We start from the raw sequence: 26,325 nt of genomic DNA, 5'->3' as shown, positions 1-26,325 counted from the left end.
GCTTTCCTCGGCTGTTGTGTGACTGGACGATGTCGTGGCGCCTGCCGCGCCGGGAACGGGCGAGGGCCCCGGGTGCGCCTTTCGCACCCGGGGCCCTCGCGCGTGTTCCGTTCGGACTCGGGGCCCGGCGGCTCACGCCTCCTTGGAGGCCTGGGCGGCGTAGCGGGCGGCGCCGCCCGTCAGGTAGTTGACGTCCAGGCCCTGGGCGGCGGCCAGCTGCTGGGTCAGGCCCTGGATGGTGACCGCGTCGAGCACCGAGTGGAACTCGCCCTCGTCGGTGAAGTTGATGTTCGCGCCGTAGACGACGTACAGGACGACGGTGTCTTCGGTGTTGGTCTCCGGCACGAACAGCTTGTGGACCGAGGCGCCGGGCTCGTACAGGTACGAGCCCTCGGTCTGCGGCTGGTCCGGGTACTCGCGGTACGCCCACGAGCCCTTCAGCGTGTACGCGTGCACGGCACCCGTGTGCAGGTGGACCGGGAGCTCGGCGCCCGGGGCGAAGTGGGCGAGCACCACCCAGACGCCGACCTCGGGGTCGAGGAAGAGGGGCTGGTAGTGGATGCCCGGTCCGAGCGAGTCCTTGATGACCGGGATGTCCTTGACGTTCAGCGTCAGCAGCTCACCCTGCGGGAGCGACATCACGGGAAGCTTGGCGGCGGAGGGCTGGTCGGCCATCTGCTGTCTCCTTGTTGATCAGTAGAGAGAGGTGAAGAGGGGATTACGGATGTGACGAAATGTCAGAGTCCGGGAACGATAAGGATCTTGGCGTCCTTCTCGGGGTCGGCGAGACCCCGGCAGGCGTCCGCGACCCCGTCGAGGCCGACCCGGCTGGTGATCAGCGGCTCCACGTGAAGCTCGCCCGCCGCGAGGTGCGCGAGGGTCTGGGCGAACTCCTCGACGGTGTAGTAGAGGGAGAAGACCAGGTCGATCTCCTTGAGCACGCCGAAGGTGGGCAGGAACGTGTCCTCGGCCATGCACAGACCGGCGACGACCACCCGCGAGCAGGCCGGAGCGCCGGCCAGGACCTGCTGGATGACGCCGGGCACGCCGACGCACTCGAAGACCACCGACGGGCGGTAGGGCAGCTCGGGGAAGAGCGCGGTCTGGCGTCCGTAGCGGGCCGGGTCGTCGACGGCCGCGACCTCGTGCCAGGAGTCGTACGGGGACGCCTCGCGCGGGTCGACCACGATGTCGGCGCCCATCTCGGCGGCCAGGGCACGCCGGGCGGGCGAGAAGTCGGCGGCGATGATCGGGCCGACGCCCCGCATCTTCAGGACGGCGATCACGGCGAGGCCGATGGGGCCGCAGCCGATCACGATCGGCACGTCGTCGGAGCCGAGCGCGCCGCGGTTGACGGCGTGCAGCGCCACCGCCAACGGCTCGGTCAGCGAGGCGACTTCGCTCGACAGGTGATCGGGCACCGGCATCAGCAGCACCTCGGACAGCACCATGTACTCGGCGAAGCCGCCCGGCGCGTCCACACCGCCGAAGCCCAGGTTCACCGGCACCGGCCGGGCGAGCATGGGCGGTGACACGACGCGCGTGCCGGGGGCGAACGTGCCGTGCGTGTCGGGGCCGTTGCGGACGACCTCGGCGCAGTACTCGTGGCCGAGCACGACCGGCCGGTCCGGGTCGAACATGTCGGCTCCGGTCACCGCCTTCACACCGGCGGCGAGCGCGTGGCTGTGCGTCACGCAGTGCAGGTCCGAGCCGCAGATGCCGTTGGCCAGGGTCTTGACCAGGACCTCGCCGGGGCCGGGCTCGGGGAGCGGCACGTCGGTGAGCTCAAGTGATCCGTTGTGCAGGACCACCGCTTGCATCGTCATAGGGGTTCCTCACGGGACGGGGTGGGGCGGGACAGGACGGACGGGACTACAGGCGGACATATGGGGGCGGCGCTCAGCCGGCGCTGTACCCGCCGTCCACGGGGATGGTCACGCCGGTGATCAGGCGGGCGGCCGGGGAGGCCAGGAACAGGGCTGTTCCGGCCAGCTCCTCCGGCTCGCTGAGCTCCCCGCCGGGGATGCGGCTGGTGATCGCCTGCTCCGCCCCGGGAACGTCGGCGAGCGGCGCGGTCAGAGCGGTGCGGATCCAGCCCGGCGCGATGCCGTTGACACGGATGCCCTCGGCCGCCCACGCGAGGGCGAGGGTCTTGGTGAGCTGGACGATGCCCGCCTTCGCGGCGCCGTAGGCGGGCACGAGCGGGGAGCCGAAGTAGCTGTACATCGAGCCGACGTTGAGGACGCTGCCGCCGGATGCCGCGAGCAGCGGGCGCAGCGCGGTCGCCATCGAGAACGAGCCGGTGAGGTGGATACCGACGATCTCCTCGAACGTGGCGAGCTCGTACTCCTCCATGGGCGCGGCGCGGCCCGCGCACTGCACCAGCACGTCGAGGCGGTCCAGGTCCTCGGCGAGTGCGCGTACGGCGTCGGCGTCCCGCACGTCGAGCACGCGGTCGTCGATGCCCTTGCGGGGCTCGGCCGGAACCGGCGAGAGGTCGGTGGCGATCACGTGCGCGCCGGCGTCGACGAAGGCCGCGGCGATCGCGCCGCCGATCCCGCCGCGGCCACCGGTGACGAGTACGTGCTTGCCTGATACGTCGAAGTCGACAGGCATCCGAGGGCTCCCTTGCTCCGGATCGGAATGGTGAATGGCCCCCAGCTTGCGATGCGGCGCCCGGCAAGTCTTGACATAGGACGACTGGAATTTGACACTTGGCGACATGAGCTCGCTGATCCGTTCCAGTTGCCTCACTGGATTTCCCGCACTGGTGTCGTCGCTCGGCGGGCAGGCAGAACCACTGCTGCGGCAGGCCGGCCTCCGGCCTGAGGCGATCGACGACCCGGACGAGTACATCCCGTACCGCGCCCTCGTGACGGCTCTCGACCTCGCGGCAGGACAACACCGATGCCCGGACTTCGGACTGCGGCTCTCCACCCATCAGGGCCTGGACATCCTCGGCCCGGTCGGGGTCATCGGGCGGCACGCCACCTCGGTGGGCGACGCGATCGACGGCATCGGCCGGTTCCTGTACCAGTACAGCCCGGCGATCGAGATCGCCGTGGAGCGGGCGGGCGCGGTGGCCGACTACCACTTCCGCATCCGCCCGCGGGTGCAGCGCACGCTGATCGGCGTGGCCCAGATCGGCGAGCTGTCCCTGGGCGCCTCCCTGCAGATCTTCCGGATGCTGATCGGGCCCGAGTTCGCCCCGCTCTCCGTCTCGTTCCCTCACCTGCCCGCGGCGCCCATGACCACGTACGAGACCTACTTCGGCTGCCCGGTGGCGGCCGATCAGGACCACTTGGGCTTCCGCTTCTCGGCCGCTGTGCTGGACCGCCCGGTCGAGGGCAGCGACCCGGCGGTCCGCAGACTCGTCCTGGAGTATCTGAGCGGCGTGGTCGGCGGCGCCGTCGGCCACGGACTGCCCGCCGAGGTCCGCAGCACCGTCAAGCGGGCGCTGCCGACCCGGCGATTCGGCCTGGAGGACGTGGCAGAGAGCTTCGCCCTCCACCCGCGCACCCTGCAAAGGCAGTTGGCCGCCCACGGGACGACCTTCCAGGAGATCGTCGACGACGTACGCCATGAACTGGCCGACCGCTATCTACGCACGACGGCCATGCCGCTGGCGCAACTCGCCAACGTACTCGGGTACAGCGAGCAGAGCAGCTTCAGCCGCTCGTGCCGCCGCTGGTTCGGCTGCTCGCCGCAGGCGCACCGTGCGGCCACGGCTCAGTCCTTGACCACCGCGGGCGGCGTCCAGGTGCCGTCCAGTACGGCATCGTCCGGCCAGTAGGCGCGCAGGAAGAGGGAGAACTCGCCCTCGGGGGCGGGCAGCCAGTTCGCCGCGCGGCGCTCATCGGTGGGGCGGTCAGCGGCGACCGTGATGGTCAGGGAGCCGTCCGGATCCACGCGCAGATCCTGGTTCTTGGTGCCCAGGGAGTAGCGGCCGGAGTCGTTCGGGTGGAAGAAGTGGTGGGTGTCGTAGAGGGTCAGCGACCAGAATCCGCGGACCGGCGGCAGCGCGCCGGGCCCGAAGGTCACGGTGTACGAGTCGCCGCCCTGCAGCCGCGACCCGTCCGCGGCCACGTCCAGGTAGTAGTACGCGGTCTCCTCCACGGGGTTGACGAAGATGTTCGACTTGGCGATGGCGGTGCGGGTCAGGTAGTCGGTGCCGAAGCGGGCGCCGTTGCGCTGGGTGGTCCAGCCGTGCGCGGCCGGCAGTCCTACGTGCCTGAACTGGGCCAGATCCGCCACGAGTTCGGCGTCGGCCGAGCGCGCAGCCTCACGCAGGGTGCGGGCCGCCGCGGGGTCCGCTCCGGCCGCCGTCAGCAGCGACTGGAACAGGGCGTACAGCGACTCCTCGCCGGGCAGGGGCGGCACCTCGTCCATGACCGCGCCGAGCTGGTCGAAGAACGTGTCCGGATCCACCTGAATCTGCTCGCCCCGGCCGGCGTTCGATTCCGGTGATGCGACGGGACCGACGGTCGGCAGGGCCGCCCAGTCCACCTCGCGCACGGACCCGTCGTACTCGGCGAGCGGGTACACGCTGATCCGCCGCACGCCGGGCAGCAGCGCGGCACGGTCCTCGGCGGTGTCGTCCATGAACACCCGGGGCACGACGACACCGGTCCGGGTGTCGTAGCGGAAGACCTTCTCGATGCCGGACGGCACCTCGCCGTCCCAGTCATGCGGTGCGAGCAGGTAGTGACCGGGCTTGCTGCCGTACGGGGAGCCGAGCCTGCCGAACGACTCCGTGCGCTGGTCGACGAGCTGGATCACCCAGAACCGGTCGCCGAGGTCGGGGACCTGAACGACGCAGGGACCGGCTTCGGCGTCCAGCATGCCGAAGCCGTAGACGACGTCCTGGTTGGCGCAGGCGACGATGCGCTGCTGCGGCTGGGCGTAGTCGTGCAGCATGCCGATCGTCCCGGGCGGACCGCCGGGGACCACCCCGCCGAGCAGTGCGGGGGCGGGCAGCTGGGCCATGACCCGCAGTCGGTTGTGCAGGTTCACCAACGGCCATCCCCACAGATAGGCGACGCGGCCGACCGCCGTGAGGTAGGCGTCACTCATCAGGGTGCCGGGCAGCGGCCCCGGGACGGCGGCCGGTGCCAGGGTGCGGGCGTGCTGCTGGGTGTGGTGGGGGTGGACCTCGAGAGGTGACGCGAGGCTGGTGTGCATGGGGATGTCTCCGAAGTTCTTGCGCGTGACGTTGTCTCCGGCGCCGGTTCGGCGTGGCGACCGTGAGAACGATGCGGACGGCCGGTGCCGCCCTGGTCCCTCGCTCGGCACGTCGTGGGCCAGGACCGGCGGGCTGCAGGCCTCTTGGGGATCGTGGGACGCCCAGCCTCGCGCTTGCTGCGCGGACACGTCTTGTCCGCACGCGACGAATCCTTGTCACTTCGCGACGTGCGGGCGTCGACACGGAGGCGGAGCCGAAGAAGGAATCTCCGCGTCGGCCCCTTGCTCCTCCGTCACCGGCATCACCACCGAAGTGGGCATGCACAAGTCGGCGCTGCCGCGTCATTTCGGGACGAGGGAGCAGATTTTCTCGAACCGCATACAGATCTTCCAGCGGCCTTCGCGGGCGGCCTTGGGTCACGCTTGGCGGCGAGTTCGGTGGCCGTGGTGAAGTGGACACGGCGCCCGGCGTCGACCGCGGCCCGGCGGAGCGCGACGGACAGCATGGCTTGCCGGTCCCGGGTGGTCCCGTGAACAGCCTGTCGCAGACGTCGTCGAGGTAGCGCAAGGCGGCCACCGGATGGGTTTCCCGTCGACGCCGGATTGGGCCGCGAAGTCGAGGTCGTTGAGGGCCAGGTGGGCCAGGGCTTGGGCAGGCAGGGCAACCGCAGGCGGGCGGCGAGCCTGTGGGCCCGCGTGGCCGCGACTTCGATCTCCAGCAGCCTCTCCAAGGACCGCGCTTCCAGCCGGTGAACCCGGTCGGCATCGGCGCAGGTCGCGAACGTCGTCGCCAACTACCGATCGGGGCGTACGAGGGCAAGTTTTGAACACGTTCAAGTAAGGCGTACTCTCCTGCCATGAACGACAGTGGTGACAGAGCCGCCCTCCTCAAGGGCATCCGTGCGTGGCTGGTCCTTTTCGTCGTCTGCCTCGTGCTGAGCGGCGCGACGGCCTTCCCTCTGGTGCACGAACTGCACTGGGCCGAGGATCTGTTGAGGTCCTTGTCCGTGCCGGAGCACCTGCCCGCGCTCATGGACTGGATCGAGCGCGTACGGCAGGGGCTCGACGTCGCCGACGGGAAGTACCCCTTCCTGCTGTACGGCACGGACTGGCTGGCGTTCGCGCACCTCGTGATCGCCGTCGCCTTCTACGGGCCCTACCGCGACCCCGTCCGCAACATCTGGGTCGTCGAGTTCGCGATGATCGCCTGCGCCGGCATCGTCCCGCTCGCCCTGATCTGCGGACCGCTCCGCGGCATCCCCTTCTGGTGGTCGGTCGTCGACATGTCCTTCGGGGCCTTCGGGGTGATCCCGCTGTACGTCGTCCGCAGGAAGATCAAGCGGCTGGAGGCGCTCACCTCGTCTGTACCGCTTGCCATGGCTACCGGGATTTAGACGGTGTCCTACATGGTGAGTTTCAGGAGCCGTTTGTAGCAGCAGAGGGCTGCGGCGAGGGCGAGAAAGGCCAGGTAGTTGGCAGGTTGGCGTTCGTAACGAGGGCTGAGTCTGCGGTAGCCCGTCAGCCACGACATCGTCCGCTCGATCGCCCATCTGCTGCGCCCTGATCGTTCGCTGGACTCGACCCCCCTTTCGGGCGATGCGGACCCCGATGTGCTTCCCCAGAGCCATCGCCGCAGGTGAGAGATGTCGTAGGCCTTGTCGGCGTGAAGGCGTTGTGGCTTAAAGTAGCGTCCGCGGTAGGGGTCATGTCTCGTTTGGTGACCCTCGACCATGGGTTTCAGCGCGAGATTGTCGTGGACGTTGGCGGCCGAGAGACCGACGATGAGGGGCAGTCCGTTCGCGTCCGACAGGACGTGCATCTTGGAACCCGGCTTGCCTTGGTCCACGGGGCTCGGACCTGCGTGTTCGCCCCCTTTTTTTGCCCGCACGTGCGCGGCGTCCAGCATGACACGGGAGGCATCGACGAGGCCGGCATCGTCCAGCCGGTGCACAACCGCCTCGTGCAGCCGACCCCACACACCGGCTCTCGACCAGATCATGAACCGCCGGTGAACCGTCGACTTCGACACCCCAAAACAGGGCGGCAACGCCCGCCAGGCCCAACCGCTGACCTACGTAGATGATCGCGGCGAACAGCGTCTCATCAGGCGTGTTCTGCTTTCCGCCACCCTGAGGCCGCACCCGATCCGCCGGAATCAACGGCCTGGCGATCTCCCACAGCCCGTCCGGAACAATCCAACCCCACGTCCCTTGGCCCATGTTGAGGAGCACTACCCAGCCTCACCATGTAGGACACTGTCATAGAGATCATCTCAATTGGAGATGCCGGTAGCCTGATGGTGCTGCTGTTTCCAAGACCTGGGGCGGGAAGTTCAACAGGAGGTGGGCGTGGTTGCCTTCTGCGTTGAACTCGACCGGCTCGCACGCGAAGCCGGCGGAGACCGCCCGCATGATCTCCTCCATTTGCCGAAGGGGGGCATCTGTGAACACCCTTGTGCCGGAACTTGGTCACGAGGACCCAGTGGGCGTGCATGACGAAAGCACAGTGTCTGCCAGTTCTGATGTTCCGGATCTGGGCCGTAACCCACGTATGTAGGGTGATGGTCGTGCAGCTTCGGTACGCCTTCAGGTTGTACCCGGAGCCCGGTCAACAGACAGCGTTGGCACGGGCGTTCGGGTGCGCGCGCGTTGTGTTCAACGACGCGGTGCGTGCCCGTCGTGACGCCCGCGCCGCCAAGGAGCCCTACCCCACATCCAAGGTCCTTTCGGCGTCGCTGATCACCGAAGCGAAGCAGCGCCCCGACCGTGCCTGGCTCAGTGGCGTGTCCGCGGTCGTGCTGCAGCAGGCGCTGCGGGATGCGGATACCGCGTACGCCAACTTTTTCGCTTCGCTCAAGGGGGAACGCAAGGGGGCGAAGATGGGCGAGCCGTCTTTCCGTTCCCGTAAGGACTCGCGGCAGGCAGTCCGGTTCACCGCGAATGCCCGCTGGAAAATCACCAAGGGCGGGAAGCTCTCCCTGCCGAAGATCGGCGAGGTGCGGGTGAAGTGGTCCCGAGCGCTGCCATCGGTGCCGTCCACGGTCACCGTCATCAAGGATGCGGCCGGCCGGTACTTCGCCAGCTTCGTCATCGAAACCGACCCCGTGGCCGACGCCGCCAAGATGCCCGCCCCTGCCCCCGACTCCTGCGTCGGTATCGACCTCGGTCTCACTCACTTCGCGGTCCTGGACGACGGCACGAAGATCGATGCCCCACGGTTTTTGCGCCGTGCGGAGAAGAAGCTCAGGAAGGCCCAGCGGGAGCTGTCCCGCAAACAGAAGGGATCTAAGAACCGTGAGAAGGCCCGGCTGAAAGTCGCCCGCGCCCATGCCCACGTCGCTGACGCGCGCAAGGAGTTCTGCCACCAGCTCTCCACCCGGATCATCCGTGAGAACCAAACGGTGGTCGTGGAGGACCTGGCGGTCAACGCACTCGCGCGTACCCGGCTGGCGAAGAGCGTGCATGACGCGGGCTGGTCGGTGTTCGTCGACATGCTGGAATACAAGGCTAAGCGGTACGGGCGCGAGTTCGTGCGCATCGGCCGTTTCATCCCGACCACCCGTACCTGCTCCGCCTGCGGACATGTCGACGGACCCAAACCATTGTCCGTGCGGGAGTGGACCTGTCCCGCCTGCAATACCCTGCACGATCGCGATGTGAACGCCGCGAAGAACATCAAAGCCGCCGGACATGGCGGTTCGAGTCTGCGGAGCGTTGGTAAGACCAAACCCCCAGCATCATCGGGGGCGAGGCACGGCGTGAAGAAACAGGAAGCCACGGAATCTCGTACTGAAAACCGTGCCGCGTAGCGGCACCGCAACCAGTGCGGGACGGCCAAAATCCTCGGACTTCAGCCCGAGGAGCATGTCAATTGAGCGCCGCCAGCGCGATCCGCTGGGCCACCGGGTTCATCGACTCGCCCTTCGCGTCCGTGGAGTTGACCGAGTAGACCAGGGTGCGGGAGAGGTCGCGGGTGGCCACGACGACCGCGCTGTAGCCGTAGCGGGCGCCCGACTTGAGCCAGTACACCGTGCCGCCGTACTCGAAGCGCTGGAGCCCGGCGCTCATGTCGGCACCCTCGATGTCCGAGGGGACGGTGAACATCTCCTCCAGCTGCGGCTTCGGGACGATCTCGCCCCGGAAGAGGTGGGTGATCAGCCGCTCCAGGTCCGCCGTCGTGGAGATCATGTCGCCCGCCGCCCAGCGGTCCGCCTGGTTCCACTCCGTGACGTCGACGAACTTCGTCGTGCCGTCCGCCTGCTTCACCGCCTGGTAGCCGTGGTTGTGCCGTCCGTGGATGCGGGGGTCGGTGCCGGGAAAGTACGTGTGGTGCATGCCGGCGGGGCGGAGTACGCGCCGGGCGGCCTCGCCGGCGTACGAGTGTCCCGTGACCTTCTCGATCAGCATGCCGAGGATCGTGTAGTTGATGTTCAAATAGTCCTGCTGCTCGCCCGGGTCGAACTCCGGGCCCTTCGCCACCGCCGAGGCGACGACCTGCTTCGGAGTGAGCGTGTCGAAGCGGTGCGCGTACGCGTCCTCGAAGGAGTCGCCGAAGCCGTCGCCCGACTGGATCCCGCTGGTGTGGTTCAGCAACTGCCGTACGGTGACGGGCTTGAAGGCGGACGACAGGAGCCCGGGGAGATAGCGCTGCACCGGGGCGCCCAGGTCGACCTTGTCCTCCGCCGCGAGTTGCAGCACCACCGCCGCCGTGACCACCTTCGTGGTCGAACCGGCACGGAAGAGCGCGTGAGGGTCCGCCTTCCGGCCGCTCGCGAGATCGTGCACGCCGGCGCTCCCGCGCCATGTCCCGTCATTGCCGCCGACCCGTACGAGCGCGGCCGTCGCGTCGGAGTCCGGCAGCCCGGCGAGCGCGGCGCGCAGGGCCTCGGCGTCCGGGCCGGTGGTGACGCGAGCGGCCGTGGCGGACCCGGCGGGGGAGGCGAAGGCGGGGGCGGCGAGCGGTCCGGCCGTCAGGCCGAGGACGAGGGCTGCGGCCACGGCGGTGAGGGTACGGCTGCGCGTCTGCATCTGCTGCTCCTGGGGTGGACGATCGATGTGATCATCCTGCGGGTGCGCGGACGCCTGCGGATCGTCGGTGAGGAGGGCTCCACCCCTGGTGCTGACCCGGAGCAACTGCTGTGTGATGACAGGGTGTTGTAGGGGATCGCCCTTAGGTCCTGTCTTCGGTTGTGATCAGGCGACGGGGCGGAGGCGTGTGCCGCGTGAACGTCGTAGCCGTTGGGGGAGTGTGTGCCGCTCGAAAGGTCATCGGTGCCGGTCGAGCGGCATGGCGATACGCGTTGATCAGACCGCCGAGGATTCGGCCGCGCAGCATTCTGCGTCTGTCGAGGTCCTGCACAGCGGCGGGACGTTCACAGGAGCTACGTGGTGGTCGGTTGCGGGCCTGGTGCGGGCGATGCCCGTTGCAGTGCCGCCGACAGGTAGCCACGACGTGCCGGAGTGTGGGCCTTGTCGAGGATGAGGATGTGGCCGAGCGCTTCGTCGCCGGATGGCGCCGATGGTCCGTTCGCAGCGCGTACGGCCCGCGGCCCGGCGCCACGATCCGTGCCGGCGGTGCAGCGCTCAAGTGGTCAGCCGGTCCGCGGGTCGCGGGTCCGGTTCCCCGTGTCCGGGGCCTGCGCGCGTACGGGGTCGGCGCGTCCGGTGGCCCACAGCTGGTCGACGCGCGAGCGCTCGGTGGCGTCCGGGTAGCGGTTGGTGCAGGACGGGCCGGGGCCGCCGCCCGACATCAGCTCGCTGCACGGCCCGCTGTAGTCGTCCAGCAGGCCCAGCACGTGCCCGGTCTCGTGGGTGGCGACGCGGACCGAGTCGTTCTCCCGGCTCTGGGCGTAGTCGAGGAAGATGTAGCCCGTGCCGTCGCCGTTGGTGGAGGCGTAGGACCCTTCTGGGTCGTTGCCCTCGCGGTAGGAGAAGTCGGCGCCGCTCGACGCCGCCTGGAGCTTGACGTTGGACTGGGTGCTGTTCCAGATCGAGGCCGCGCTCGCTATCTGGGAACGGAAGCTCGGTGCCTGGGAGGCGTTGTAGTAGATGGTCACCGCCTGCGCGTTCGGCAGGGCGGCGCGCTTCTCGGCAACCGACGTGCGTACGGCCTCGAAGAAGGCCTTGTTGTTCGCGGCCTTCTTGACCGACCCGGCGTACCGCGCCACGGAGGTACCGGCGGCCGCGGACGGGGTGGTGGGTGTCTGGGCGCTCGCCGGCACCGCCGCGCCCAGCGCGCCGGCGGCCAGGCCCAGGCCGAGAGCGAGGGTGAGGGGCCGCCTCGCGGCTGTTCGGGACAACTTCATACAGGGGCTCCTGTTCGCTGGGTGACGCCGAGCGCCCGGTGCGCGGTCGAATCTGCGTGAACGCCGGTTCCGAGCTGCGGCGACGTCCTGTGGGTCGACATTCTTAGAAGGGCTCGACAGGGAGCACAAGGGGTCCCTCCGCTACGCCGCCTAGTAGGTCCGGGGACCTCGTCAGGGGTGTGTGCGGGTCGTCGGTCCGCACATGGCGGCGGGAGGGGAACCTGTCGCGGCGTCAGAAGCGTTGTAGGACAGGGCAACGGGAGTGCGGGTCGGCCGGGCGGAATCCCAGGGCACGCGATGCGACCAAAAATAGTGCCAATTCGGACAAATGCTTAGATAGCCCCCATGTCCTATCTACTAAGCACGCCGGTTGATTGACGGGAGCGCTGTGACCGATGTCATAGGGCATGGGCTTCCGGTTCTTTCACGCCTCACTGGCTCCGGGGGCGGCCCTCGGTGGGCACCCTCACCGCCGTACGGATCTCGCCCCTGACCAGCGGGGATGAGGCTTCGAGCGGCACAGGACGGCTGATGTGTGCCTCTGCTCCGGCGACGCCCCTGCGCCTCGATTGCATCCGGAGGGCCGGGACCTGAACGGTCCCCGCGCCCGACTCGTAGAGAGGGGGCAGAGGAGGTCGGGGTGATACGTGGACGGTGGTGCACATGCGCGGGCGGCGGGAGCTGCCCTCTGGCCGTGTGGGAGCATCCGGTGCGATGAGTGCGTCCGCGGCGGTTCGGAGCGTGCGCGCCGCGGTGTTCGCGGTGCTGTGCGTACTCCTCGCTGCCGGAGGGCACGTGCTGGCCACGGGTGAGGCGCCGCCGGTGTGGGTTCAGGTGGCCTCAGGCGGCCCGGTCTTCATGGCCGGCTGTCTGCTGGGCGGCCGGGAGCGGTCGCTGGTCGGCATAGGCGCCGTGACGCTCGCCGTTCAGGGCGCATTGCACGTCGTCTTCCACGCCGTCCGGCCGTATCACGCCGCGATGGTCATGCACGGCACGCGGATGACCACCCATGTCCATCCGTTGACACCGCACGCCACCGCCATCCACGCCGGGGCGGCCGCCGTCCTGACCTGGTGGTTGCGCAGAGGCGAGGCCGCACTGTGGTCACTGCTGCGCTGGGCGATCGAGTGCGTCCCGGGGCTCGTCGCCTGGTGGCAGGGCGTCGGAGGAGTGCCGGACGACACCTTGCCGCCCCGGCCGCGGCCCTGCGCGGAGTCCTGGTCATTGACGGGTGTGCGGCTGCGGTACGCCGTGCACCGGCGGGGCCCGCCGACGGGGATGCCGTACGCCGTCTGACCGCGCTGCCCCTTCCAGTACGGAGATCCACTCACCCATGTTCCGAGCACGTACCGTCCTGCGCCGAACCGGCTCCGTGACCGCCCTGGCCGCCGCCGGAGTCCTGGCCGCCGCGGGCATCGCCTCCGCGCACGTCACCGTCCACCCCGAGAGCTACGCCAAGGGCGCCACCGACGGCGTCCTGACCTTCCGCGTGCCCAACGAGGAGGACGCCGCCTCGACCACCAAGGTGCAGGTCTTCCTGCCCGCCGACCACCCTGTCCTCGGCGTTCTCGTCACACCTCAGGACGGCTGGACGGCCAAGGTGACCAACACCAAGCTCAAGACACCCGTCAAGACCGACGACGGCACCATCACCGACGCCGTCTCCGAGATCACCTGGACCGGCGGCAGGATCGGCGCCGGTCAGTACCAGGACTTCAACGTCGCCTTCGGCCAACTGTCGGACGACACGGACCAGCTGACCTTCAAGACCCTGCAGACCTACTCCGACGGCAAGACCGTCCGCTGGATCGAGAACCCGTCCGGTGGGGAAGAGCCGGAGAACCCCGCACCCGTGCTCAAGCTGACCGCCAAGGGCGCGGAGGGCGGCACGGCGACCACCCCGTCGACGAGCTCGAAGAGTTCCGTGAGCACTGAGTCGACCGCGTCGAGCAGTGACTCGACCGCACGTGGGCTCGGTGTCGCCGGGCTGATCGTGGGCGTGCTGGGGCTGGCGGCAGCGGTGTTCGCCGTCCTGCGCAGCCGCGCCACCGAATCCCGCGCCGAGTAGAGCGCACGTAGGGGCCCCGCCGACGCTGATGCGCCGACAGGGCCCCTACGTTGGGGCACGCATGACGCGGGCCGCATCCCCGCTCCGGAACCCCAGGTGGCACCGTCTCGCGGCAGCCCGGAGCTGGGCCAGCCCGGCGGGGTGCCCTGCCTCCAAAGGAGCGTGCGGTCCAGAAGTTCGCGTCGATTGGTCTGCGCCCACCTTGCTGCGCACCCGGATCCTCGGCGGCCTCATCAACGAGTACAGCTACGCGGGCTGACCTGCGCCGACAACCTCTTGAGCGGCACACGGTCCGAAAGGAGACTGACAGATCGTCTTCGGTGTGGTTACCTTGCCCGCGATGAACACCTTCACCTTCTTCTCCTGGGGATCGGAGGAATCGTTCGCGCAAGGTGAGTGCTGATGGCACATCACTTCGCGCAGGAGATTCCGTCCCACCTGTTGATGTGGCAGCGCGTACGCGAGTACGCCGTGCCACCGTCCATGATCGAGACCGCCACCGCGCGCCGTGCGGCCGGTGACTGGGCGGGGGCCTGTGCCGCCGCCCGGATCGACGTCGACCTCGATCTGCGCGCCGTGCGCGACCGCCACGGCACCGATATCGCCACCCGCATCCGCGCGGATCTGCGCGGGCTCGCGCCCGATCTGCTCCGCTGGCACATGCCCAGGATCGCCCCCGACGGGCGCCTGAGGCCCGGTCTCACCATCTCCCTGGCCCGTTACGGCAGGTGCGGCGGAACACCGCCCCACCTCGTGGTGCGGACACCGCCCGCCCTCGCGGACGCCGGACAACGGATGTCGTTGGACGTGTGGGAGGGGTCGGCCAACGACCGTCCCGCGAACCGTTCGTACCTCCATCCGCATCCGCATCCCGACCGGCGATTCCGGCTGGATCTGCACCGGCATCTCTGGGATGCGGGACGGAGCGCCGAACTGGCGCAGCGCGGAGGCGCGCCCTCCGTAGTGCCCGCCGGTCGGCCCGACCTTCACGACTCCCCCTGGGCGGTGGGCAGTTGGGCCACCGAGGCGGAGTTGCTGTTGCGAGCCGAGGGGCGCTCTCGTGGGGCCTTCACCGTACGGCTCGGTGCGCGCAGTCGAGCCGTGCTCGAACTCGTCGCCCCCGACGACAGCCACGCGCCGACGTTCCGGCCGCTGCGGGAGGCACCGCCCCCGCAGGACGTCGCGGTGCTGCCCGTGCTGCCCGAGGCGGCGGCCCGGGTTCTTCCGGATCTGGAACTGCTGCGGGCCGGGCTGATCGCGGTCGGACGGCTGCATCCGCTCGTGGCCCCGGCGGTGGGTGGAGACAGCCCGGAGTCCGTGGCCGGCCGCGTCCCCGAGCCCAGTGACCCGCACCGGGTGGAGTGCCGGGGCGAGATCCACCGCATCGCGCTGCGCGACGGGGTGCTGAGCGCGGTCGATCACGACCCGGACCAACTCCGCCGAGAGGACCTGCTGGTGGCGCTCGGGGGTCCGGCGCTGCCCTGCCTGCGGGCGATCGACGCGGTGCACCGTAACCCTGAGGCGCTTCCCGCCGTACGGGAACGGCTCCGCCACGGTGACGTCACCGGTGCGCTCGCCGTGGTCGAGGGGCTGCTCGGTCCCGCCGCGCTGCTGCGCGACGGACCGCTCAGGGAGGAACTGGAGTCGGCCGCGGTCCGCCGCATCGACCACGGGCTCTTCCGGGCGGGGCTGGCCGACGTACCCGCAGGTCCCGGCGAACCACGGGGCGGGCACGCTTCGGGCGCGCGGCACACCGAAGTGGACCACCGGCCCCGGCCCGGCCGCGACACGTCCCTTGTGGCGCGCCGCAAGCGCGGCAGCAGGGGCCGGCCTCGTACCGGTCAGATCTGACCCGCCCCTCACTCACCTCATCGGCTGACTCACCGAAGTCCCCTTCACGCGCGACGCGTCGCGCGGCACAGGCGGTCACGCCCTGTCTCGCCCTCACGCCCTCACGCCCTCACGCCCTCATGCCCTCAGGAACGGCACGCCCCGTTCCCCTCTCCCACCCCAGGTGATGCCTCATGACTTCCAGCACCGTCCTGCCCGTGCTTGCCCTCGCCCCCGCCCCCGCCACCACAACGTCCGAGACCGATACGGACCTGGCCCTCGCCGACCAGCTCCTGTCCCTCCTGCGGACGACCACCACCGAGCCCCGCCCCGATGAACAGCTCGAAGCGCTGACTCTGGCCGTGGCCGCCGACCTGCCCGTGCTGCTCTGGGGCGAGCCGGGCATCGGCAAGACCGCCGCCCTGACGCAGCTCGCCACCTCGCTCGACCTGCCGCTCACGACGGTGATCGCCAGTGTCCACGAGCCGTCCGACTTCTCCGGGCTGCCCATCGTCGGCGACGACCCTGCCGTGCAGGGCGTGCCGATGGCGCCGCCGCAGTGGGCCGTCGAACTCGTACGCGCCGGTAGGGGGCTGCTCTTCCTGGACGAACTCTCCACCGCCACCCCGGCCGTCCAGGCCGCACTGCTTCGCGTAGTCCTGGAACGGCGGGTCGGAGCGCTCCAACTCCCGCCAGACGTACGGATCGTGGCCGCCGCCAACCCGCGCGCCTCGGCAGCGGACGGCTGGGAGCTGAGCCCACCGCTCGCCAACCGCTTCGTACACCTGCACTGGGTGCACGACCGGGACGTCGTGGTACGCGGCCTCGGCGGGGTCTGGCCCCGGGCGGAGCTGCCCCGGCTCGCCCCGGAGCGGCTGGCGGAGGCGGTCACGTTCGCCCGGCACGCGGTCTGCGGATTCCTGAAGGCCCGGCCGACGCTGATCCACCGGCTGCCCACCTCCGAGACGCGGCGCGGCGGTGCGTGGCCGTCGCCCCGGAGCTGGGAGGCCGCGCTGACCCTGCTCGCCTTCGGTACGGCGGCCTCCGTCTCCCGGGACGTCCTCGCGCTGCTGGTGCGGGGCGCGGTGGGGGACGGGCCGGGGCTCGAACTCCTCGCCCACCTCGACCGGATGGACCTGCCGGACCCGGAGTCGCTGCTCGCCGACCCGGCCGCCGCCGAGCTGCCGGAGCGGGGCGATCTGCGGCAGGCGGCGCTGGAAGCGGTGGTGGCCGCCGTCGGGGCACGGCCGGAGCGGCACCGATGGGAGGCGGGCTGGGCCGTGCTGGTCAGGGCCATGGAGACCGGAGCTCCGGACCTTCTGGTCGCCCCGGCGACGGCGCTGGCCGGGCTGCGACGAGACGACTGGGAGGTGCCGGTGGCGGTGGAACGACTGGCCGACGTCGTCGGGCTCGCCCGGACTGCGGACCGGTCGGTGGAACGGGTCGCGGCCGCGGCCGACGCCCGTCGCGTGACGGGGGCACGCCGATGACGGCACCCGCGCCCCGCCCCGGACCGCGCCCGCTCCCGCGACCGGCGACGGCTGCCGCGAAGCGCCCGGGACCACGCCCTCTGCCGCGCCCCATGTCCCCGCCCGCGCCCCCGCGCCCGGTGCGGGCGACACCGCCGGGGCGACCGGCCCGCTCCGCAAGGTCCGGCGACCGACCCGGACTCCCGCTGGACCGGGAGAAGTTGTTCACCGCGCGGCTGCACGCGGTGAAGGTCCGCCCCTACCTGGCCGACGCGCTCTTCGCGCTGCATGTGGTGGAGGACCGTGCGGTTCCGACGATGGCGGTCGACGCGCACTGGCGCTGCTACGTGTCGCCGGGGTTCGTCGCCCGCACACCGCTGGAGGAACTGGCGGGCGTCTGGGTGCACGAGGTCTCCCATCTGCTCCGTGACCACCACGGACGAGGCGAGCGTTACGCGCGGGAGCACGAGGAGTCCGGGCCGGGCGAGCGAAGCGAGCCGGGGGTCCCCCCGGCCGAAGGCTGGGGGAGGCTGCGCCGGAACATCGCCGCCGACTTCGAGATCAACGACGACATCTACGGTGACGGACTGCCCCGGCCCTTCGGGGCGGTCGTGCCGTCGCTGCTGCGACTGCCCGACGGCCTGCTGATGGAGGAATACCTGCGGACGGCGTCGATGTCCGGGCTCGCCGCGGAACTGGCCTGGCTCGACTGCGGCAGCGGTGCCGACGGGCACGAGCGGCCGTGGGAGCTGGGGCCCGGCGGGGCGAACGGACTCACCCGGCAGCAGCGGGACGCGGTTCGCTTCCGGGTCGCCGAGGGCATCAAGGGCAGACCTGGCCAAGCCCCGGAAGGGTGGCGGCGGTGGGCCGACGAAGCCTTCCAACCACCACAGCCGTGGCGGCAGTTGCTGGGCGCCGCGATCCGCTCGGCGGCGGGTGCGCCCGGAGTGGGGGAGAACCACAGCTACCGGCGCCCGTCCCGCCGCTCGTCGAGCGTGCCCGGCGTGGTGCTGCCGAGCCTTCGCCGTACGCCGCCCCGCGTCTGCGTCGTCATCGACACCTCCGGCTCGGTGAGCGACGCCGAGCTGGGCAGCGCGCTGCTCGAGGTCGTGGCGATCTCGCGGGCCGTCGGCGGGCGGCGTGACCTGGTCTCGGTGATCTCCTGCGACGCGGCGGCCGGCGTGGCCGTCCCCTTGTGCCGAGCCGAGAGCCTCGAGCTGCTGGGCGGCGGCGGAACCGATCTGCGCTCCGGCTTCGCCCGGGCGCTCCGTTCCCGGCCCCGCCCCGACGTGATCGTCGCCCTGACCGACGGGCAGACGCCGTGGCCCTCCGAGCAGCCGCCCTGCCGCACCGTCGTCGGCCTGTTCCCGCGCCCCGCCCGCGCCACGGACGAGGACGACCCCGACTACGTCCCGGACACCCCGCCGTCCTGGGCACGCGTCGTCACCATTGGTTGATAAAGGCGCCAGGCGCCAGGCAGCAGGCACCCAGTGTCTGGCGCCAGGCACCTGGCCCAATCTCGGCCGTGTGCCGACCGCGACCCCGGGGCCGGCGGAAGGCTGCTGTCATCGGCCACATTCGGCTGCCGCCCGACGCTCGACAACAGCCCGCCGGGCCTCATCAACGAGCACAGATACACGGCCTGACCTGCGCTGACGTCCATCCTGGCCGCGCATGGATGATCAGCAGGCCGAACAGGGCGTCCGAGGGTATCGTGAGAAAAGGCCCGCGACGCTCAGACAGGGCGGCGCGCGGCAGTGCGGTGCGGTACACGAGCATCGCCAGGGGCCGGCCTACCACCGTCGCGAGGCCGAGCCCTTCGAGGACGAGCACGGCATGATCCACCGTGCATCCCGAATTCGGCCAGTTCCCGGACAGGAAGTCGAAGAGATCCACGGCGCGTTCCTACGCGCCGAACGGACGCCCGAACGTCACGAGAGAGCTGTGTGCGGGCCGTCATCCCATTCCTGGTGGCTCGCCAGGTCATGCCGGTCCGTTCTGACGGGACACAGCGTTCTGCACGGGTTGTGAGCGCACGAGTCGTGAGTGGATGGCGTCGCGCCCTCGGCCGGCATCGGGCCGGTTCGATCAGCGTCGACCGGTTCGATCGGTGCCGGCGCGGCCACCCCGTGGCCGGTTCCCGCCGCGAGCTCCACCGAAGCGGCGCAGACCGGCCCGACAGAGGTTTTCAGTGCAGCCGCCCGTCCTGATTCCGCGGAGGTACGCCCCATGGTCGCAGGCCCTGTCATTGCCGCAGCGGGCAAGACCCGATTCGACGACATCTACAACGAGCCCGATCCTCGCGCCTATGTCCGCCGACTCGCCCCGCTGGAGTACGAGATACCGCACCATGCCCAGGACGTTTTCCGTCGCACCCGCACCGACCGGTCCGCGGCCGACGGCACCGATGCCCCCGTCACGGTCCTCGACCTCTGCTGCTCTTACGGCTTCAACGCCGCGCTCCTCAACCACCACGTCACGCTGGCCGAGCTGTACGCGCACTACACCAGCCCCGAGGCCGACGCCCTCACCACCACCGAACTCATCGAATACGACAAGAAGTTCTACGCCTCGCGGCGCCGCGCGGACGCGACCCCGGTCATCGGCCTCGACAGCGCCGAAAACGCCGTCCAGTACGCGCTGGCCGCCGGCCTGCTCGACGAGGCCTATGCCGAGAACCTGGAACACCAGCCGCCCAGTTCCCGGCTGCGGCGCGCCGTCGCGGCCACCGGCCTGATCACGGTCACCGGAGGCGTCGGCTACATCACCCACCGCACCTTCCGGGCACTGCTGGAGTGCCGGCAGGAGCCGATCTGGCTCAGCGCGTTCGTCCTGCGCACCGTCCCCTACCAGCCCGTGATCGACGAATTGAAAGCTCACGGACTGACCACCACGACCGACCCCGCACGAACCTACCCCCAGAGGCAGTTCACCAGCGCGGCGGAACAGCGGGGCGCCGTCGAACAGGTGCTTCGTGCAGGCGACGACCCCACCGGACTGGAGGCGGAAGGCCGCTATTACACCCGGCTGTACCAGTCCCGCCCCCTCCGTATGAAGGACTCCCAGAAGTAGGAGCAGTTGGCCGTCGGGCGCTCCACCCCTGCGAAGGCAGGGGCCGCCGAACGGCCGCCAGACGGGCGGAGTCGGGCGGTTCGGTCTCTTCGGAGGCCGTATCGCCCGGACCACCATTACCCTTCGTGGTGACCACGGCGTCACATAGCGGGCGCCAAACCACTGGAGGCAATACCCCGTGCTGATTGCTCAGCGTCCCTCGTTGACCGAAGAGGTCGTCGACGAGTTCCGCTCCCGGTTCGTGATCGAGCCGCTGGAGCCGGGCTTCGGTTACACCCTCGGCAACTCCCTGCGCCGGACCCTTCTCTCCTCGATCCCGGGTGCGGCGGTCACGTCCATCCGTATCGACGGTGTCCTGCACGAGTTCACCACCGTGCCGGGCGTGAAGGAAGACGTCACCGACCTCATCCTGAACATCAAGCAGCTGGTCGTCTCCTCGGAGCAGGACGAGCCGGTCGTGATGTACCTGCGCAAGCAGGGCCCGGGTCTGGTCACCGCCGCCGACATCGCGCCCCCGGCCGGTGTCGAGGTGCACAACCCCGACCTCGTCCTCGCCACGCTCAACGGCAAGGGCAAGCTGGAGATGGAGCTGACCGTCGAGCGCGGTCGCGGCTACGTCTCCGCCGTCCAGAACAAGCAGGTCGGTCAGGAGATCGGGCGCATCCCGGTCGACTCGATCTACTCGCCGGTCCTGAAGGTCACGTACAAGGTCGAGGCGACCCGTGTCGAGCAGCGCACCGACTTCGACAAGCTGATCGTCGACGTCGAGACGAAGCAGGCCATGCGTCCGCGTGACGCCATGGCGTCGGCCGGTAAGACCCTGGTCGAGCTGTTCGGTCTCGCGCGCGAGCTGAACATCGACGCCGAGGGCATCGACATGGGCCCGTCCCCCACGGACGCCGCCCTGGCCGCCGATCTGGCGCTGCCGATCGAGGAGCTCGACCTCACGGTCCGTTCGTACAACTGCCTGAAGCGCGAGGGAGTTCACTCCGTGGGCGAGCTCGTCGCCCGCTCGGAGGCGGACCTGCTCGACATCCGCAACTTCGGTGCGAAGTCGATCGACGAGGTCAAGGCGAAGCTCGCGGGCATGGGGCTTGGCCTCAAGGACAGCCCGCCCGGATTCGACCCGACCGCCGCTGCCGACGCCTATGACGCGGAGGACGACGGGGACGCCGGGTTCGTGGAGACCGAGCAGTACTAGACGCGACGCTGGGCAGGTCGCGAGGGAGCCGGGTGCGCGGCGCGGTGGTGTCCGCGTGCCCGGCATGCCCCGCCCCTTGTGACGTCGCGTCGCTGCGCGATCCCTGGGGCAACCGGACATGTCCTGCAGACCTCACCGGCTCGCCCCGCTCGCCCTGCATCGACAAAGCCCCCAGGTCCGTTGACTCTGCGGCTACCGAGAGCCGCGTAGCGGCACAGCACGGCGCGGGACGGCCAGAACTTCCCTCCTTCAGGAGGGAGTACGAGTCAAGGCCGACTGCGTGCGGACATCGGCCCGGTGCTTCCGGGCCAGGGTTGTCGAGGTTCAGCGCATCGGGAAGCCGAAGGAATAGCCCTGTTCCTTGAGCCGGGGGAGAGTGCGGCGCAGGGCCTCGACGGTCTGGGAGCGGTCGCCGCCCGCGTCGTGGAAGAGGAGCGTCGGTCCGTTGGGCAACTCCCGTTCGACGGTGGCGACGATGATGTCCGTACCCGGACGCTCGAAGTCCTTGCTGTCCACGTTCCAGCCCAGAGGGCGCATGCCCCGGGAAGCGGCGAGCTTGCGGCTGTACGGGGTGAAGGCTCCACCGGGGGCCCGGTAGTACATCGGCCGTACGCCTCCGGAGGCTTTGGTGATCATGCGTTCGGCGTCGAGTATCTGCCGCGACTGATAGGCCTCGGACTTCTTGTCCATGGCGGTGTCGTGTGACACCGAGTGGTCGCACAGGCGGTGCCCGTCCGCGACGACCTTCTTCACGAGGTCCGGGTGCGCCTGGGCCTGCGGGCCCACCATGCAGAACGTGGCCTTCACCCCGTACTCCCGCAGCACGCCCAGCACTTGGGGGGTCCACTCGGGGTCGGGGCCATCGTCGATGGTGATGTTGATGCCGCGCGTCCCCGCGTCCGAGGCGTGTGCGATGGTCACCGCGGTCGGTCTCACGGCGCCGCCCGGGGTGGCCGGGGCTGTCGCCTCCGGTGAGGAGCCGTCCACGGTACCGGCCTGCGCGGTCCACACCGAGGCACCGGTGGCGAGCAACGTCACCCCGAGAGCGGCCCCGACCAACTTGCTGTTCCAGCCCCGCCCATTGCTCCGCCGCGCCGCCATGTCCGTCCCCTTCACGCAGTGCCTCACCGGCCCCGATCACCTTGCGATCACTGGGCAGGACGACACACCCAGGCCCACGGATGCGTCCGTTACGGATCGCGGACAAGTCCGGGAAAGTTCGCGGACAACTCCTACGGCCCGGCAGTGAGACAGGAAGCCACAACACCGGCGGCGCCATCGTGTCAGTTGTGTTGTTTCTTCGGGGAAAGCGAGCCCCGCGTAACAGGCCGGTGGAATCACGCCAGTTGAGCGTGCCACCGCACTCTCCGACGCGCAGAGGAGCACCGTGATGCCGCAGCAGCTCAACCTGCGTGACGAGGTCGTGCTCAGGGTGGACCACCGTCAGATGGGCGTCGGTGGCGACAGCAGCCGCGATGCGCACACGTATGACGCGTAACCACTGTCCGCGAACCAGGACCGCGCGTACATCTGTCGGCTGCGGCCCCTCACCGACGTAGGGCAGGAACTGACAGCAACGCCGCCGAGGACGCCTGGATCTACACCGCACTGACCATGATCGACGATCAGAGTCTCGACGTGGCACCGCCAACCGTGCGCGAGCTCGTCAGCGGCCAGCGGCCAGCGGTCAGCGGTCAGCGGTCAGTGGTCAGGGGACGCGGGTGCGGCCTCTCCGGTGATCCGCTCCAGGTCTGTCATCAGCGCGTCCAGCCACGAGACGGCCGCGTAGTACACCCGCGGCGCGCCCGGCGGCTCTTCGTCGAAACCGTCGAGGTCGGGGTCCCGCAGAGGCACCGGGTCCTGCGGGGTGTCGCCGCTCGGATCGAGCCGCGCCGACACCAGCAGCATCCGCCCGGCCACCCGGTCCCCGAGGCGGGACACGGCCGCCGTCGGCTCCAGCTCCAGGGGTGGTGCGACGATCCGCTCGGGTGGCACCAGAAGCCGGTCGGCTCCCCACAGGGTGTGGTGGGCGGCCATCAAGGTCGCCTGCCAGTCCTGCGGGCTGCGCTGGCCGGCGGGTTCATGGGGGCCTGTCGAGCCCTTCGGATCCTGGCCGGGGTGGCCGGCGGCCAGGCCCCTCGGCTCGCTCTGGAACTGCGCGTACGCCGCCTCCGCCATGACCAGCGAGTGCATGAGCGAGTGGTGGCCCGGCGCGGCGGTCACCGGTCCCCGCACCCCGCCGGCGGCCAGCTGGGCGGTGGTCGCCACCACGTTCTCCGCCGCGCCGCGCAGCAGTACCGCCATCGACCGCCGCAGTTCGTCCTGGGCCCCCCGCGGCCAGGCGAGCAGCCCGAAGACAGCGCCGATCGCGCTGCCGGTCAGCACGGCCAGCAGCCGGAACTCGGCAAGCTGCCAGGTCGCGGGCGCCAGCTGGGCGAACGCCAGGGCGACCACCAGCGTGAACAGCGCCTGGGCCCAGCCCACGCCCTTGACGGGACCCAGCGTGAACGCGAACAGCATCAGTGGCGGCAGCACCGCCGCGTACACGGCGATATTGGTCCCGACCAGGGTGAACAGCGCGGCCACGATCAGCGCGCCGATCAGGGTCCCGGTCAGTGCCACCCGCACCGTCGACCGGGTCTGCCGCACGGTGGTCCGGGTGAGAGTCAAGGTCGCGAGCAGCACCCAGAAGCCGTGCGGCAGCGTGTCCACCCCCGCGATCACCCGTGCCGCGGCGAGGGCCATGCTGATCCGTACCGCGTTCTGGAAGCACACCGACCGGGCGCTCGCGTGCCCCGCCATCCGCCTCCACCACAGCTGCGGCGCGCGTTTTTGGGCGTACCAGAACCGGCCCGGGGCCGCCTGTGCCGCGCCTGCCCGGCCCCGTACGGCGATGGCTGCCGCCGTCGACATCGCCAGCGCGGCGTCCGCGAGCTCCAGCATCGCCGCGTGCCGCCGCAGCGCGGCCGGCGAGGCGCCCGCGTCCGGACCGGCTGCCAGGGCAGTGCGGGCCCGCAGCAGCTCGGCGTGCGCGTCCCCGGCGTCGGGGGCCCGGCCCCGCAGGCGGTCGGCCGTCTCGACGGCCGTGTCCCGCACCGCGCGCAGCACGGCCGGCCCGAGCCCGGACCCGGCCGGCCCGGGGTTCGGCTGCGGGGGAGCGGTCAGCCGCCCCAACAGGGTGCGGGTGGCCAGGCCGGTGTGCGTCAGGCCCCGGTCCCGCACGCTCGGCCCGGCCGGCCGCTCGGCCTCCGGCACCTGCGAGGACCGCAGCGCGGTACTGGCGGCCTGGGCCTCCTGCAGCGTCCGGTCGGTGATCGCGTACGGCGGTTCGGTCAGCTCCTCGGCACACCGGCGGGCGCAGTCGGCGGCCCGCGCGGCCAGTTCCCGATAGGGGACGGTGGGTGGGTCCGGCAGCAGGAACCTCTCCGCGAGTACGAGGAAAACGATGCCCACCGCAGCCCCGGCCAGCCGGGAGCCGAGCGAGCCGGGGTCGTAGGGCGGGAACGACGGCAGGATGTACATCAGCTGGAGCCCGGGCGCGGCCCCCGCGGGGCGTGGGCCGCCCACCGCGGAGAAGGCCAGCGCGAAGCCGATCAGCAGCATCCCTGTCGTGGCGGTCCAGGTCTGCACGGACAGGTAGGTGCCGACGGTGATCAGCACCAGGCTGACCGGCAGCAGCCGCGCGACCACCGCGGCACGCTGGCGGCCTGTCCCGGGGATGTGCGACAGTCCCGCCAGTGACACCGCGGCGAACAGCGCGTAGATCGCTGCCTCGGCCGAGCCGAAGCCGTACAGGAACAGGTAGAAGCCGGCGCCGGCGGCCACCGTGACCCGCGCGGAGCGGCGGGCCGCCGCCCGGTAGGCGGCGGGCAGTCGGACCCGGGCCCAGGGAACGCCACCGGTACCACCCATGCCACCAGGATCACCCCGTCCCGCGCGGGCCGCCCGCCCGGGAGGCCGGTCGACCTGAAGCTCGCCCGTCCAGCTCCAGCCGTCGGCGCTCTCGATCGTCGCGCTGACGATGTCGGGCGTACGGCTGACGAGTGGCCGCATCGTCGCCAGGGCCGCCCCGAAGTGCGCGGAGGTCACGTTGGCCTCGGCGCTCGACGAGTGCCAAGAGTCTGCGTGAGTACCTGCCGAACCGAGTCATCGACGTGGTGACCCGGCCAGGAGGTGCGGCTACGGAAGCCTCGGTGCCGACCGGCGACGGAGAGGCGCCCCGTGAGTAGTGCCCAGCCCACGAACGCCGTCAATTGACCCATGGATTGGGCCGTGAAATGCACCTCATGGCAGGTCTATCTGCTCCATAGAGTTGTGGTCACAAGGCGCCGGGAGAGCCCGAAGCCGCAGCTCACAGACAGGAACAACCCTCATGAACGCGCAGACCGCACCCAAGGCCGTCCTCACCCGTGCCGCCACCGCCGAGACCACTGCGGACCCCAGCAGCGTGATGACACTGCTCGCGGACCACGGCACGGACGGCAGCGCTCTCACCAGCTACCGCTCCACCTTCGCGAAGGGCGCGGTCGGTGCTCCCGCGCACTTTCACACCAAGGCGTCCGAGCTGTTCTTCGTCCTGGACGGCGCCTTGCGCGTGCTGATCGACGACGAGGTCAAGGTTTTGGAGAAGGGCGACTTCCTGCTGGTGCCGCCGCACAGTCCGCACGCCTTCGCCGCGGCCCCGGGCCGCGAGGCGGATGTGCTGTTCGTCTTCAGCCCGGGCATGCCGCGCTTCGACTACCTGCGCCTGCTGGGGCGTGTGATGCGCGGGGAGGCCGGTTTCGAGGAGATCAAGAACTCTTCGGAGCTGTACGACAACCACTACGTCGACAGCCCTGTCTGGCAGGCCGCCCTTCAGGAAGCCAAGTAGGTCGGCGCGGGTGCTCAGCCCGTCAGCGCCGATGCCGTGATCCCCTCCCGAAGCGGCCGCTGCCCGATCACGAGCACTGCCCACGGCCACCGCTGGGATCATCGACAGCACAACTCCCTTGAGGACGGGCAAGATTGACCCGATGTCGAGGTTGCCCTGCAGGGCGCCGGGCCCAGCGGCATCGGGTCTCTCGCCTTGAGGGCTGAGTGGGCGGTCTTGGAGTCCGCTGATGGTCAGCTGCGTTCGCGGCGGCTGTTCTCCGCGCCGCTGTACAGCAACGCCCCCAAGGGGCACTCTGCCTGCCGACTGGCTGTGTCTCAGGTGCCGACT

22 protein-coding genes are annotated in these 26,325 nt (G+C 70.3%); 11 read left to right on the top strand and 11 right to left on the bottom strand.

What is annotated here, in order from left to right:
* Window positions 1-132: 132 nt before the first annotated feature.
* The 3 genes from ACFC96_RS36630 to ACFC96_RS36620 all read right to left on the bottom strand — a co-directional run bounded on the left by ACFC96_RS36630 (window position 133) and on the right by ACFC96_RS36620 (window position 2,616).
* Window positions 133-675, bottom strand: coding sequence for a 2,4'-dihydroxyacetophenone dioxygenase family protein (locus ACFC96_RS36630; protein WP_376616430.1), 543 nt, complete (start codon window positions 673-675; stop codon window positions 133-135).
* Between the two features lie 62 nt (window positions 676-737).
* Window positions 738-1,826: a zinc-binding dehydrogenase gene (locus ACFC96_RS36625; RefSeq protein ID WP_376616428.1), complete on the bottom strand. Its 1,089-nt coding sequence runs from the start codon at window positions 1,824-1,826 to the stop codon at window positions 738-740.
* Between the two features lie 73 nt (window positions 1,827-1,899).
* Window positions 1,900-2,616, bottom strand: coding sequence for an SDR family NAD(P)-dependent oxidoreductase (locus ACFC96_RS36620; RefSeq protein ID WP_376616426.1), 717 nt, complete (start codon window positions 2,614-2,616; stop codon window positions 1,900-1,902).
* 106 nt (window positions 2,617-2,722) lie between these two features.
* Between ACFC96_RS36620 and ACFC96_RS36615 the strand changes: the two genes are divergently transcribed.
* On the top strand, window positions 2,723-3,793 hold the full coding sequence (locus tag ACFC96_RS36615; RefSeq protein WP_376616424.1) for an AraC family transcriptional regulator: 1,071 nt from the start codon (window positions 2,723-2,725) through the stop codon (window positions 3,791-3,793).
* Here ACFC96_RS36615 and ACFC96_RS36610 read toward each other — a convergent pair.
* Window positions 3,730-5,181 carry a DUF1254 domain-containing protein gene (locus tag ACFC96_RS36610; RefSeq protein WP_376616422.1) on the bottom strand — a complete coding sequence of 484 codons (1,452 nt, stop codon included), beginning with the start codon at window positions 5,179-5,181 and terminating at the stop codon, window positions 3,730-3,732. The two genes, ACFC96_RS36615 and ACFC96_RS36610, sit on opposite strands and share 64 nt — an antisense overlap.
* Window positions 5,182-6,038: 857 nt before the next feature.
* Between ACFC96_RS36610 and ACFC96_RS36605 the strand changes: the two genes are divergently transcribed.
* Window positions 6,039-6,575: a hypothetical protein gene (locus ACFC96_RS36605; RefSeq protein ID WP_376616421.1), complete on the top strand. Its 537-nt coding sequence runs from the start codon at window positions 6,039-6,041 to the stop codon at window positions 6,573-6,575.
* 8 nt (window positions 6,576-6,583) lie between these two features.
* Here the strand turns inward: ACFC96_RS36605 and ACFC96_RS36600 are convergent.
* Window positions 6,584-7,400, bottom strand: a protein-coding gene (locus ACFC96_RS36600; RefSeq protein ID WP_376616486.1) for an IS5 family transposase whose coding sequence is annotated in 2 segments (ribosomal slippage) — window positions 6,584-7,253 and window positions 7,252-7,400 — 819 coding nt in all. Because the reading frame shifts where the segments join, the coding sequence is not laid out codon by codon here.
* A 48-nt stretch (window positions 7,401-7,448) separates the two neighbouring features.
* Window positions 7,449-7,592, bottom strand: coding sequence for a hypothetical protein (locus ACFC96_RS36595; RefSeq protein WP_376616484.1), 144 nt, complete (start codon window positions 7,590-7,592; stop codon window positions 7,449-7,451).
* Between the two features lie 155 nt (window positions 7,593-7,747).
* Here ACFC96_RS36595 and ACFC96_RS36590 point away from each other — a divergent pair, with 155 nt between their 5' ends.
* Window positions 7,748-8,989 carry an RNA-guided endonuclease InsQ/TnpB family protein gene (locus tag ACFC96_RS36590; RefSeq protein ID WP_376616420.1) on the top strand — a complete coding sequence of 414 codons (1,242 nt, stop codon included), beginning with the start codon at window positions 7,748-7,750 and terminating at the stop codon, window positions 8,987-8,989.
* Between the two features lie 58 nt (window positions 8,990-9,047).
* Here ACFC96_RS36590 and ACFC96_RS36585 read toward each other — a convergent pair whose 3' ends face one another.
* Complete coding sequence (locus ACFC96_RS36585; RefSeq protein WP_376616418.1) at window positions 9,048-10,208, bottom strand: serine hydrolase domain-containing protein; 1,161 nt, start codon at window positions 10,206-10,208, stop codon at window positions 9,048-9,050.
* A 563-nt stretch (window positions 10,209-10,771) separates the two neighbouring features.
* Complete coding sequence (gene snpA, locus ACFC96_RS36580; RefSeq protein WP_376616416.1) at window positions 10,772-11,485, bottom strand: snapalysin; 714 nt, start codon at window positions 11,483-11,485, stop codon at window positions 10,772-10,774.
* Between the two features lie 714 nt (window positions 11,486-12,199).
* Here snpA and ACFC96_RS36575 point away from each other — a divergent pair.
* The 5 genes from ACFC96_RS36575 to ACFC96_RS36555 all read left to right on the top strand — a co-directional run bounded on the left by ACFC96_RS36575 (window position 12,200) and on the right by ACFC96_RS36555 (window position 18,309).
* Window positions 12,200-12,781: a hypothetical protein gene (locus tag ACFC96_RS36575; protein ID WP_376227376.1), complete on the top strand. Its 582-nt coding sequence runs from the start codon at window positions 12,200-12,202 to the stop codon at window positions 12,779-12,781.
* Between the two features lie 37 nt (window positions 12,782-12,818).
* The gene (locus ACFC96_RS36570; protein WP_376616414.1) at window positions 12,819-13,553 is read left to right on the top strand and encodes a YcnI family protein; all 735 of its coding nucleotides are present in this window, start codon (window positions 12,819-12,821) and stop codon (window positions 13,551-13,553) included.
* Between the two features lie 402 nt (window positions 13,554-13,955).
* On the top strand, window positions 13,956-15,404 hold the full coding sequence (locus ACFC96_RS36565; protein ID WP_376616412.1) for a hypothetical protein: 1,449 nt from the start codon (window positions 13,956-13,958) through the stop codon (window positions 15,402-15,404).
* A gap of 173 nt (window positions 15,405-15,577) precedes the next feature.
* Window positions 15,578-16,873, top strand: a complete 1,296-nt coding sequence (locus ACFC96_RS36560; protein WP_376616410.1) for an AAA family ATPase — start codon at window positions 15,578-15,580, stop codon at window positions 16,871-16,873.
* 92 nt (window positions 16,874-16,965) lie between these two features.
* Window positions 16,966-18,309, top strand: coding sequence for a VWA-like domain-containing protein (locus ACFC96_RS36555; protein ID WP_376616408.1), 1,344 nt, complete (start codon window positions 16,966-16,968; stop codon window positions 18,307-18,309).
* A gap of 163 nt (window positions 18,310-18,472) precedes the next feature.
* Here the strand turns inward: ACFC96_RS36555 and ACFC96_RS36550 are convergent, their stop codons facing one another.
* The gene (locus ACFC96_RS36550; RefSeq protein WP_376616407.1) at window positions 18,473-18,748 is read right to left on the bottom strand and encodes a hypothetical protein; all 276 of its coding nucleotides are present in this window, start codon (window positions 18,746-18,748) and stop codon (window positions 18,473-18,475) included.
* Window positions 18,749-19,081: 333 nt separating this feature from the next.
* Between ACFC96_RS36550 and ACFC96_RS36545 the strand changes: the two genes are divergently transcribed.
* Window positions 19,082-19,924 carry a hypothetical protein gene (locus tag ACFC96_RS36545; protein WP_376616405.1) on the top strand — a complete coding sequence of 281 codons (843 nt, stop codon included), beginning with the start codon at window positions 19,082-19,084 and terminating at the stop codon, window positions 19,922-19,924.
* Window positions 19,925-20,102: 178 nt separating this feature from the next.
* Window positions 20,103-21,125 carry a DNA-directed RNA polymerase subunit alpha gene (locus ACFC96_RS36540; protein WP_376261636.1) on the top strand — a complete coding sequence of 341 codons (1,023 nt, stop codon included), beginning with the start codon at window positions 20,103-20,105 and terminating at the stop codon, window positions 21,123-21,125.
* 324 nt (window positions 21,126-21,449) lie between these two features.
* On the opposite strand, the gene ACFC96_RS36535 is transcribed toward ACFC96_RS36540, so the two are convergent.
* A complete protein-coding gene (locus ACFC96_RS36535; protein WP_376226658.1) occupies window positions 21,450-22,226 on the bottom strand; it encodes a polysaccharide deacetylase family protein in 777 nt (258 codons plus the stop codon).
* 600 nt (window positions 22,227-22,826) lie between these two features.
* Window positions 22,827-25,214 carry an FUSC family protein gene (locus tag ACFC96_RS36530; protein ID WP_376616403.1) on the bottom strand — a complete coding sequence of 796 codons (2,388 nt, stop codon included), beginning with the start codon at window positions 25,212-25,214 and terminating at the stop codon, window positions 22,827-22,829.
* Between the two features lie 283 nt (window positions 25,215-25,497).
* Here ACFC96_RS36530 and ACFC96_RS36525 point away from each other — a divergent pair, with 283 nt between their 5' ends.
* A complete protein-coding gene (locus ACFC96_RS36525; RefSeq protein ID WP_376616401.1) occupies window positions 25,498-25,995 on the top strand; it encodes a cupin domain-containing protein in 498 nt (165 codons plus the stop codon).
* Window positions 25,996-26,325: the final 330 nt, after the last annotated feature.

Source organism: Streptomyces sp. NPDC055955, assembly GCF_042270245.1.
In the GTDB taxonomy this organism is placed as follows: domain Bacteria; phylum Actinomycetota; class Actinomycetes; order Streptomycetales; family Streptomycetaceae; genus Streptomyces.
The sequence above is the reverse complement of the archived record's forward strand: the minus strand, read 5'-3'. Positions and strand labels throughout refer to the sequence as shown.